The following is an 11,518-nucleotide window of genomic DNA, read 5'->3' as shown; positions in this document are numbered from 1 at the left end:
GGCACCGGGGGCGGCGCGGCGGCGCCCGGCGGCGCGCTCGGGACCGGTGTGGCCGGCGCGGGCGGCCTGAAGGCGGGGATCCGATCGGGCACCCGCACCGTGCGCTCGGGCTCGGCCGGCGCGGGCGTGTCGGGCACGAGTCCCGGCGGGGGCACGATGAAGTCGCTCACGCCCCCACCTTAACCACGCTCAGCGCCGTCGGTGCACCCGGTAGCGGGCGATCAGGCGTCGCAGTCGGCCGGCCGCCGCCGCGACGGCCGCGGCCGCGGCATCCGCTTCGGACCACCGACGCTCGACCGCACCCGACTCGACGTCGCCGCCGCCGAACACGTCGCGGTCGACCGTCGCGGCGAGCGACGTGAGCCGCACGCCGTCGTCGGCGAGCCGGACCGACCCGAGGCCCTGCTCGTCGAGCTGGCGCTCGAGGTCGCGTGCGGTCTGGAGCCGCGACGCGCGCTCCGGCGGGTCGAACCCGAGCTCGGCGTAGCGGTCGACGAGCTCCTCCCAGGCTCCGGCCGCCTGCCGATCCGTCGGGCCGCTGCGGCGGAGCCGACGGCGTCGGCGGCGGGCGAGCATCGCGACGAGCATCGGCAGCAGCAGCGCGGCCGCCGGGATGCCCACGCTCGCGATGACGATCCACGCCCAGGCCGGCAGCTGGAACGGACGATCGCGGTCCTCGTCGTCGGTGTCGTCGATCTCGACGGTCGTGAGCAGCTCGTCGTCGGCCTGCTCGGCTCGCGGCGGCTGGCGCACCTGCGGCTGCGGCTCGGACTTGGGCTTCGGCGTCTGCTCCTGGGGCACGTCGATGTTGTCGGGGGTGGGGCGGAACGGGACCCAGCCGACGCCCTCGAACGGCACTTCGACCCAGGCGGTCACGTCGGACCCGACGACCTCGACCTCGTCGCCGCCCTCGCCGACCTCCGGCGCATAGCCCATCACGACGCGGGCCGGGTACCCCAGGTGGCGGGCCATGAGCGCCATCGCGGCGGCGTACTGCTCCTCGTCGCCGACCATCTGCGTGCGGGTGAACAGCTCGATGAGGCGGTCGGCGCCGTGGCCGGCCCGCGAGGGCACCGCGTCGCTCGCGAGGCCGTGGCTGAGGAAGCCGTTGGTCTTCAGGCCCCGCTCGATCGCGCGCAGCTGCTCGATCGGGCTCGCCGCATCGCCGGCGTACTCCTCGGCCTTCGCGGCGACGACGTCGGGCAGGTTCTCGACGACGGGCAGCGTGAGCTGCGCGACCGGAACGTCCACGAGGGCCGAGTCGTCGGGCTCGCGCTGGATGCGCGACTCGAGCCGGTACGCCGTGCCCCGACCGACCCCGCTCGTCAGCACGGCCGTGCCGGCGTCGGCGTTGAAGCGGAGGTCGCCGGCGCTGGACGTCGCGGCGTCGCCCCGGAGCTCCAGCTCTGAGCCGTACCCGACGGTCGGCAGCCACACGTCGTCGTACCCGAGCACCTCGACGTCGACCGCGCGGGCGCTGCCGAGGTCGGCGAGAGCGGGCGGCGGCAGCGTGCGGCCCACGATCGAGTACCCGCCGTCGCCGGCCGCCTCGTCGGGTCCCGCGACGTTCCAGAGCCGCCCGGAGTACGAGTCCATCGCGGCGAGGCGCAGCGTGTCGCCGGGCTGCAGGCCGGAGACGCGGAAGAGCGGCTCCTCGGCGAGGTCCTTGGTGTACGTGCGGTACCCGGCCAGTGGGCTCGGGAACTCCAGCGGATCGAAGGGCGGCACGACCTCGTCGCGGAGGACGAAGCGGTCGGGGGCGACGGGGGCGAGGGCGAGCCCGGCGACGGCGCCCACGGCGACCGCACCGGCGACGACCGCGGTCCCGCCGGTGAGCCGCCGGCGCCGCAGACGCGCGGCGCCCTCGCCGGACGCCTCGACGGTCGCCCCGCGACGCCACGCGATCCAGGTGAGCGCGATCGCGGCGAACGCGACCCCGCGCACCGCCGCGAGGAACGCCTCGTCGGTGCCGAGCAGGATCCCGGACAGCAGCAGCAGGGCGGGGCCGATGAGCACGACGGCCGCGCGCAGCGGCGTGCGCTTCGCCGGAAGCCACCGCAGCACCAGCAGTCCGCCGACGAGCGACACCACGGTGGCGGCGGCGTAGGGCACGACGGCGACGTACGCCGGGGCTTCGACGGGGGCCTGGATGGTGAGGATGTCGGCCCAGCCGTGCACCGCGCCGACCCCGAGCCCGGCGAGGGACTCGAGCGTGGGGAGCACCCCGAGGAAGGCCGCGCCGGGCATGGCGAACGGCGTGCCGACGAGGAAGTACAGCACGATGCCGAGGAGCACGGTCGTGAGGACGTCGAGCCGCAGCATCGTCCCGGCGACCGCCGCGAGCGTGCCCACCGCGATGCCGGCGAGCGCCGCGGCCAGGAAGTCGAGCCCGCCGAAGCTCGTCTCGTAGCCGATGACACCGAGTAGCGACAGCAGCGACAGCACGCCGAGGTCGACGAGGGCGGAGCGGGGCGGGCGGGTCACGGGCGCACCCTCCGGACGAGGCGCGACAGTTCGTCAAGCGCGCCGACGGTGACGACGGTCGACTCCCCCACGCGCGCGATGCGCGAGGCCGCGCCGACCTCGGCCCGGAACGCGATGACCTGGGTGTCGGAGCCGAAGACGGTCTCGACCGCGCGGAACTCCGCGAGCGGCGCCAGCGACCCGCCGACGACGATCACGACGCTCGGCACCGGCACGCGGCGCGCCGCCTCGCGGACGAGGTCGCGCAGCGACGCCGCGGGCGCGAGGCCGACCGCGGGCGACTCCCCGACGGCGGCGGCCGGTTCGATCCGGCTCGTGTCGTCGAGGAGCGCCGTGGGCGTCGCCGTGTTCAGCGTCAGCCGGTCGGTGGCGACGGCGAGGCGCGTGGCGTCGCGGATCACCTGCACGCCGAGCGACGCGAGCACCGACACCGCGAGCTCGAACTCCTCCTCGGACGCGTAGTGGTCGGCGCGGGTGGCCTGCACGAGCAGCAGCTGGGAGCGCCGCGTCTCCTCGTACTGCCGCACCATGAGCTGGCCGGTGCGGGCCGACGTGCGCCAGTGCACGTTGCGCAGCGCGTCGCCCGGCTCGTACGCGCGCAGCGCGTGGAACGAGATGTCGTTGTTCGTGATGGTCTTGGTGATCTCGCCCTCGAGGTCGCGCACGAGGCCGGCCGCCGAGGGGCGCAGCCGCGCGGTCACGGGGTGCACGAACAGCTCGACCGGGTCGGTCCAGCGCACCTCGCGGCGCAGCAGTCCGAGCTGGTCGCCGCGAACGGATGCCGCGGGGCCGGCGACGATCACCGCGCGACGCTGCGTGGGCACGGCGAACAGTTCCTCGTGCTCGTCGCCCGGGCCGATGGCGGGGATGACGAACTCGGCGAGCCCGGCGCCGACCGGCAGCTCGAGCTGCGACGGCACCGACGGCGCCTCGCCGATGTTCTCGACGACGAGCCGCCCGAGGGCGCGCTCGCCGGCGACGACGCGGCGCGGCTGGAGTTCGACGCCGACGCGGTAGCGCACGCGCCCGAACACGAACGGGATCGCGACGAGCAGTGCGGCGAGCAGCGTCGCACCGACGAACGCGAGCTCGATCCAGCCGAGCGCCCACGCGACTGCGAACGAGGCGGCGGCGACGGCGAGCACGAGCCATCCGGTCGCCGAGACGACGTTCGTGACGGGTTCGGCGAACGCGGCTGCGCGCGCGCCGAGGCGACGCAGCCGGGCGGCGGTCGAGGCGACGGATGCCGCGGCCGAGCGCCGCACGGACCGCAGAGCGATGCGCGCCTGCGACGGGACCTTCGGTGCCGGGGGCGCGCCGGTTCCGGCCGTCATGCCGCCCGGTACGCCGGGGGCGCGACGTCGGCGACCACGCGCGTGACGATGTGCTCCGCGGTGACGCCGGAGAACTCCGACTCGGGGTCGACGATGATGCGGTGGGCGAGGACGGGCACGGCGAGCTCGCGCACGTCGTCTGGCGTCACGTACGTGCGGCCCCGCGAGATGGCCCACGTCTTCGCGGTCCGGGCGAGCGCGAGGGCGCCGCGCATGCTCACGCCGAGGGCGGAGTCGGCGTGCTCGCGCGTCGCCGACACGATCTGGTTGAGGTACGACAGCACGGCGGCGTCGACGTGCACCTCTGAGGCGAGGTGCGCCATGGTGGTGACCGAACTCGAGGCGATGATCGGCGACACCTTCGAGGCGCGCGCGCGGTTGGCCGAGTCGAGCAGGAGCGTCACGGCCGTGTCGTGGTCGGGGTAGCCGAGCGAGGTCTTGACGAGGAACCGGTCGAGCTGCGCCTCGGGCAGCGAGTAGGTGCCGGCCTGCTCGACGGGGTTCTGCGTGGCGATGACCATGAACGGGCTGCCGACCTCGTAGCTCACGCCGTCGACCGTGACCCGGCCCTCCTCCATGACCTCGAGCAGCGCCGACTGGGTCTTCGGGCTCGCACGGTTGATCTCGTCGGCGAGCACGATCGAGGCGAAGATCGGCCCGCGGTGGAACTCGAACTGTCCCTTGCCCTGGTCGTAGATCGTCACCCCCGTGACATCCGACGGGAGCAGGTCCGGCGTGAACTGGATGCGGGAGTGCGTGCCGTCGAGCGTGTTCGCGAGCGCCTTCGCGAGCACGGTCTTGCCGGTGCCCGGGAAGTCCTCGAGCAGCACGTGCCCGTCGGAGAGCATCGCGGTCACGACGAGCTCGATGACCTCGCGCTTGCCGAGGATGGCGCGGTCGACGTTGTCGACGAGCTTCGAGAAGGCGTCCTGGAACCACAGGGCCTGGTCTTGGGTCACGGTCATGGTGTGTCGTCCTCGTGATGGTGGTGGGTCAGAGCCGGCCCCAGTGGGCGACCTGGCTGTAGACGGTGCCGCTCGGTCCGACGAAGCGGATGCGGACGGCGGGGTACTGGTCGGGGTTCGCGGTGCCGAGGCCGCTCAGCGTCTGCACGCTCCCGTTCGCGGAGAGGTTGTACGACGACGTCGACAGGTTCTGCCAGGCGGCGTCGGTGTTCCACTCCTTGTACTGCACGGTGATCTGGTAGTTGCCGGGCTGGAAGTTCTGGTAGTCGCCGATGACGTAGCGGCATCCGTTGCAGTACGGGGCGGGACCGCCCTTGCGCACCGTCGCGCCCGCCTGCGGCGGCGGCGGGTCCTGCACGGTGAAGTTCCGCGACTCGGCCGGACCGGTCTTGTTGCTGCCCTCGTTCACCGCGCGAACGTGCACGGTGTGGCTGCCGGCGCCGACGCCCGTGAATCGGTGGGCGCGGTCGGTTCCCGAGTTCGTCCAGCTCCCCGAGTCGAGGCGCACCTCGTATCGGACGCTGCCCCCGCCCGTGTCGCTCGGCGCCGCCCACGACACGTCGACGCTCGTCGGCGCGTTCCCGTTGACCTGGGCGTTCACGTTCCGCGGTGCCGTCGGCGTGCCGTACGGCGTCGCCGACGCCGACACCGGCGACCACTCGCTCCACCCCTTGGCGTTCTGTGCGCGCACCATGAACCGGTAGGCGGTGCCGTTGGTCAGGTTGCCGATCTGCTGGTTCACGCCCGCGGCGTTCGCGCCGAAGTCGCGCGCCTGCCCGTTGACGTCGACCTGGTAGGCGGTGATCGGCGAGTTGTTGTTGGCCGGTGCCGCCCAGCGGATCGTCACGGTGCGGTCGCCCGAGCCGATGATCGCCGGCGCGGCGGGGCGGTCGGGCCGGTCGCGCACGACGACCGTCACGCGCCCCTGCGACTCGCGCGCGGGATCGCGAGTGCCGTCCTGGATGCGGTAGATCACGCTGAGCGTGCCCGTGAACGCGGCGCCGGTGCGCACCGTCACGTCGGAGGCGGTGTGGCTCACGGACGCGTTCGCGCCGACATCCGCCTGGTCGATCTGCGCCGCGACGATGCGGAGCGGCGCGTCGGGGGCGAAGGGGTTGAAGTCGTTGGCGAGCACGTCGATCGTGCGCGTCTCGCTGCGGACCATCTCGACCGGACCGTCGTCGTTCGCCTTCGGCATGGCGCGCGTCGACGACACGACGGCGACGTCGACGTAGCCCGGCACGCGGAACTCGTTGAACACCACGTCGAACGTGATGCGGGTCTTCGTGCCCGGCTGGACGCCCAGCGGAGCGGAGAGCCGCAGCAGGGAACCCTCGACGAGCTCGCCGCGGATGTCGGCGGTCGAACCCGACAGGTTCTGGTACGACACCCGCTCGATGTTGTCGCGGTTCGGGTGGTCGGTCGACGAGCGCAGGTCGACCGTGAGCGGCGCCTCGCCCGCCTCGATGGTCTCGCTGCGGGGCGTGAACGCCGGCGGCGCGTCGTTGAAGTTCGGATCGCCGACGGTGATCGGGATGGTGAGGATCGCGTTGCGGCCGACCGGGTCGTCGGCGCCCTTGCCGTCGGTGACCTCGAACGTCACCGACGCCGGTCCGCGGTAGTCGCGCGCGGGCACGAACTGGAGCGCGGTGCCGCTCACGAATGGCGCCTCGCCGGAGTTCGTCGCCGAGGCGGACAGGATCGTGGCCGGGTTGCCCGACGGCACGACGACGAGGTCGTCGACGTTCCAGCTGATGCGCCCGTTCATGGGCACGATGATCTCGCCGAGCTCCTTGAGGTACGGCGCCGGGAACTTGGCCTTCTCCTCCGCGAGCAGCTCCTCCGGCGTCTTGGGTCGCTGGGTCTCCTCGACGGTGTCGTCGCCCGACGGGACCGGGGGCACGATGACGAACGCCGTGGCCGACAGGTCGTCGAGGGTGTTGGTGAGCTTGTAGGCGACGGCGTAGCGCTCGCGTCCCGGCTCGACGTCGATGGTGCCGTCGGATGCCACCTCGGCGCGCCCCGCGTTCGGGCCCTCGAGCGTCACCTCGAGGTCGTCGACGAGCCCGCCCGGGTTCGTCGCGTCGGCGAGCGGATCGACCGTGACGGACTCGCCGTCCACCACCTGCTCGGGCTCGATGACCTGGTCCTTCGCGGTGGGCGGGTCGATCACCGCGTCGTCCGTCACGGCCACCTGGAGGAACGCGGTGTCGGCGCCGCCGCGGCCGTTGGAGATCTCGTAGCGGATCGTGTACGCCGCCTCCTGCTCGGGTGCGGTGACCACGATCCGTCGACGGTCGCGGATCTCGGCCTCGATGCCGTCGTCGACCTCGGGCAGGTCGACCACGCGCAGCCGGTACCCGCTCGGGTCGGAGTCGTTGAGCAGCACCTCGACGGAGGCGGTGCGGCCCGGCTTCATCTCGATCACGTCGTCGACGGCCTTGGGCGGCAGCTGCACGGCCGGGCGCGGGATGACGCCGATCCGGATGGTGCCCTCGGCGGTCGCGCCGAACGTGTCGCGCACCTCGTACGTGAAGCTGTCGGTGCCCGCGGAGCCGGAGAGGGCCTCGTAGGTGAACGACGTGCTGGTCCGCTCGATGATCCGCCCGAGGGTGGGGGCCGAGCGGATGCCGGTGAGGGTGACGGAGTCGCCGTCGGGGTCGAGCTGGTCGAGCGGCACGTCGACCGTCACGGCGGAGCCGGCGAAGGTGCGCGAGGTGAGCGGCGTGGGCAGCGGGTCGCGGTTCTCGCCCGCGTCGCGCGCGACGACCGTGAACCGCACCGCCGCGCGAGCGGACTGGTCGTGGTCGTCGCCGATCGTGTACACGGCGCTGTACGCGCCGGGCGCCTCGGGTGCCTGGAAGCGGACGGTGTCGCCGTCGACGAACGCCAGCCCGTCGCCGACCTCGACGTCGAGCAGCTCCGGCTCGACGTGCAGCTTCGCCGCGTCCGGGTGGTAGTCGTTCTCGAGCACCGGCACGGTCACGATGTCGCCCGCCCGGACGATGGCGCCGTCGTCGACGGCCACGGGCGGCTGGTGCTTCACGAGCGGTGGCACCGGCACGATCGTGACGGTGGCGGTCGAGGCGTTGACGCCGTCGGAGACGGTGTAGGCGACCTGCAGCTGCTCGTCGACGGCCTGCGAGGCGGTGATGCGCAGCACGGTGTTGGTGAGGATCTCGACCGACACCAGGCCCTCGGCTGCCGAGTCGTCCATCGACTGCACCGCGAGCACGCGGCCGGACGGGGACACGTCGTTCGCGAGCACCGGGACGGTCAGCGGCTCCCCCGCGCGGAGGTAAGCCGTGTCCTTCACGGCGATGGGCGGCGGCGCCTCGCCGGGCGGATCGACGACCTGGACCCGGATGAGGCCCTTGCTCACGGCCGCGCCCGCGCCCAGGTCGTAGAGGAAGACGTACTCCCCCGGGGCGTTCGCGGAGAATGCGATCGTGCCGCGCTCGACGTTCGGCGTGATGGTCGCCCCGTCGGGCGGATCGACGATGCCGAGCAGCTCGAGGCCGGCGCCGGACGGCGACAGGTCGTTCACGAGGGGTTCGATCAGCTCGGTCTCGCCGACGAACGCCTGCGCGAAGTCGGGCGTGCCGATGGGGTTGAGCGTGCCCGTCGGCTTGACCTCCACGGTGAGGGTCCCCGCCGCGGTGGTGCGCCCGTCGGAGACCGTGAACTGCACCTCCTTGGTGCCGAGCTCGGCCGAGCGGTGCTCGAAGGTGACGTAGCCGTCGGGGCTGAAGCGCACGGTGTCGCCGCCGGTGGGCGATGCGTTGACGAGGTACAGGTCGTCGCCGTCGGGGTCGTTCCAGTCCGCGAGGACGTTGTACGACAGCTGACGGCCCTGCTCGAGGCTGATCGCGCCGCTGCGCATGGACGTGGGTGCGGCGTTCTCGCTGTCGGGCACGATGCGGACGTTCACGGACGCCTCGGAGACCCCGCCGCGTCCGTCGTTCACCCCGTAGCGGAACGACACGCTGCCCGCGGCGCCCTCCGCGGGCGAGAACTGCAGGGCCCGGCCGCCGTCGATGAGCTCGAGCCGCCCGGCGGACTCGGGCACGTCGGAGACGGAGGCGATGGTGAGCACGTCGCCGTCGGGGTCGGTGTCGTTCTCGAGGACCTCGAGGATCGTCGTCCGCTCGGGACGCACGCCGTAGTCGTCGTCGCGCGCGACGGGCGGCCGGTTCACGTCGGTGCGTTCGGCGAGCGTGTCCTCGAACGTCTGCTGCGACGACTTCTCGTCGCCCTCGAGCTCGTCGGACTCCTCGGGCGGCGTGACCTCCTCCCAGTTGTCGACGAGCCGCAGGTCGGAGTCGACGAGCCACGCGTTGCCGTTCGCGAGGTCGTTCAGCACGATCACGTCGCGGTTCACCCGGAACTCGAGCCGCGACCCGGCGGTCGGCTGGTCGATGGACTGGGGTTCGGGGTCGGCACCGTCGCACGCCGCGAGGTAGCGCTGCCCCGGCGCCCACGCGCCGTGGAGGCAGGATCCGAGGCGCACCGGCGCGGCGACCTCGCCGGCGTCGGCCGACGGCACCTCGGCGCCGCTGTCGATGACGCGGATGTCGCCGCCTCCGAGCGGCACGTCGAGCAGGCCCGTCGACGTGGCGAGTGCCACGCGGTCCCGCTCGGGCCCGGACTGCTGGATCCGCAGCGCGGGTTCCGGCAGGTCGATCTCGCGGCCGTCGGCGATGACGACGTCGGCCTCGACGTCGAGGACGACCGCGCGCTCGCCGACCGCGGCGATCTGGTGCCGCCCGAGCCGGGGAAGCTCCGTCCGCTGCGGCTCGTCGGCGTCGCGTCGGATGCTGACCAGTTCGCGGTCGCCCGGCGCCGTGGCGAAGACGGTGCCGTCGCCGCTCACGGCGACCTGCGCGTCGTCGCCGAGCTCGGCGATCGGATCGGTGCCCCGGTAGTCGAAGGCCAGGTCCGCCGCGGCGGGCACGCGCCACAGCTCGCCTTCGGGCGAGAGCACGGCGATGACGTCGCCGCCGTAGGCGAGCTGCGACGAGGGCGGCACGTCGATGCGCTGGACGAGCGTCGTGAAGGACGGGTCGATGCGCTCCACCGACCCGACGCCGGGGTCGTACAGGAAGGCGTCGTCGCCGTGCTGGAACACGTCGATGTCGTTGGTCGCGGCGGCGACCGCGGCGTCGAGTTCCTCGATCTGCCGGTTCAGCCGGCCGGCGAGCAGTTCCTCCGCGTTCGTCACCCAGACCTCGCGGGCGCGCAGGTCGGGGTCGGTGACCGGGAAGCCCTGATGGAGTGCCGCGATCCCGACGGGCACGCCCGCGAGCACGGCGAGCGCGACGACGGAGGCCGTCTTGCGGCGCGTGCGCACCCAGGACCTCAACGTGACCAAGCTCGTCTCCCCGCGTGCGTTCCGTCGATAGGGCGTCGGATGTCGCCGCCGGAGACCGGCGGGCCGGGCCCCCGAGACCGGTGGCCGGGCATCACGCTAACACGGTCCTCCGGAGCCGCCGAATGGGGAGCGGTGCCCATTCGGACGCATCAATCGGAGAACGCCCTCCGCCGAGCCGGGCGTCGGCTCGACGGCGATTCGGGGCGTCGTCAGGACGACGCTTCCGGACGCTCCTCGGCCGCGCGGTCGAGCAGCGGCAGGTCGTCGGCGCTCACGAGCCTCGTCGCCACGGCGTACTCGACGAGCCGCGCGCGGCGATTCGTCGCGAGCCGGCCTCTCCCGCCGCGCAGCCCGTCGACGCCGATCTTGTCGAGCTTCTCGCACACGTTGTCGAGCTTGCGGTTGAACGTCGTCATGCTCCAGCCCAGGCGCGCCGCCGCCTCGGCCGAGCTCGGCACCGTCGCCCGCCCGGCGGAGGGCTGCGCGAGCACGTGCTCGGCGAGCGCGACCACGAGCAGCCGCTGGCTCGTCGTGAGGGTCACGGGAAGGATGGTCGTCCCGCCGTCGACGGGGCGGGCGGTGAGCGACGTGTTGTAGAAGTCCTCCTCGGCGTGCACCGTGAAGTCGTACGTCGTGGCGCCCGCGCTGAACATCACGTGCACGGTCTGGAAGACGAGCGGCAGCTTCGCGCCCGGCGCGACCCACGCCTGCACGCTGCCCGTGGCATCCGACACCGTCGCCGACAGCAGCTGTCCGACGTTCGACAGCCACCACAGGCCGAACTCGCTCGAAAGGGTCAGGAAGGTGCGGTGCAGGTAGGGGTTGTCGTCGATGGTGAGGTCGGACTCCCGGCCGATGCCGAACGTCCGGCCGGACTCGACGGTGTACCACTCGCCGCAGTACTCGACGCGGAGCGGCCTCATGCCGTGCATCCCGTGACGGGCTCGGAGGTCTTGCTGCCGCGCTGCACCTGGACCTCGATGCACACGGGGCGGCCGTCGGCCACGCCGTCGACGACGATCTCCGGGCCGTCGGCGATCGCCGTGCCGCCCGTGCCGTCGACGTTGCGCCACCGGTAGCGGTCGCCCTCCTCGGCGCCGTCGTGGCGCACGCCGAAGACCACGCGGCCGTCGCCGGCGGGCTTCCCCGGGTCGACCTCGGGCGTGGGCACGGTCGCAGCCACGACGGCGTCCTCCCCGGTGCCGGGGCCGGCGTCGACGCCCTCGGCGGGGCTCCCGAGCGAACCGCCGAGCGCGATGGCCGCGCCGACCGCGGCGACGACGACGACGGATGCCGCGGCGCCGATGGTGGCAGCGACGACGCGCCGCCGCCGGACGCCCTGCGGGGCCGGCTCGACGTCGGCC

Annotated in this window: 5 protein-coding genes and 1 pseudogene; all 6 read right to left on the bottom strand. The window is 73.3% G+C overall.

Annotated elements, in window-relative coordinates; translation table 11 throughout:
- Positions 1 to 189: 189 nt before the first annotated feature.
- Positions 190 to 2,484: a transglutaminase family protein gene (locus AVP42_RS08025; protein WP_082847098.1), complete on the bottom strand. Its 2,295-nt coding sequence runs from the start codon at positions 2,482 to 2,484 to the stop codon at positions 190 to 192.
- Positions 2,481 to 3,818, bottom strand: coding sequence for a DUF58 domain-containing protein (locus AVP42_RS08020; RefSeq protein ID WP_067947869.1), 1,338 nt, complete (start codon positions 3,816 to 3,818; stop codon positions 2,481 to 2,483). The genes AVP42_RS08025 and AVP42_RS08020 overlap by 4 nt, the downstream gene beginning before the upstream one ends.
- Complete coding sequence (locus tag AVP42_RS08015; protein ID WP_197466987.1) at positions 3,815 to 4,783, bottom strand: MoxR family ATPase; 969 nt, start codon at positions 4,781 to 4,783, stop codon at positions 3,815 to 3,817. The genes AVP42_RS08020 and AVP42_RS08015 overlap by 4 nt, the downstream gene beginning before the upstream one ends.
- 28 nt (positions 4,784 to 4,811) lie before the next feature.
- The gene (locus AVP42_RS08010; RefSeq protein ID WP_082847097.1) at positions 4,812 to 10,154 is read right to left on the bottom strand and encodes an Ig-like domain-containing protein; all 5,343 of its coding nucleotides are present in this window, start codon (positions 10,152 to 10,154) and stop codon (positions 4,812 to 4,814) included.
- Between the two features lie 209 nt (positions 10,155 to 10,363).
- Positions 10,364 to 11,077 carry a hypothetical protein gene (locus AVP42_RS08005; protein ID WP_067947870.1) on the bottom strand — a complete coding sequence of 238 codons (714 nt, stop codon included), beginning with the start codon at positions 11,075 to 11,077 and terminating at the stop codon, positions 10,364 to 10,366.
- Positions 11,074 to 11,518 (bottom strand): annotated as a pseudogene (locus AVP42_RS16660) (hypothetical protein); the annotation flags it as partial. The gene AVP42_RS08005 and the pseudogene AVP42_RS16660, both read right to left, overlap by 4 nt.

This window comes from Agromyces sp. NDB4Y10 (assembly GCF_001620055.1).
GTDB classification, from domain to species: Bacteria; Actinomycetota; Actinomycetes; order Actinomycetales; family Microbacteriaceae; genus Agromyces; species Agromyces indicus.
This window is presented reverse-complemented; position numbering and strand designations above follow the sequence as displayed.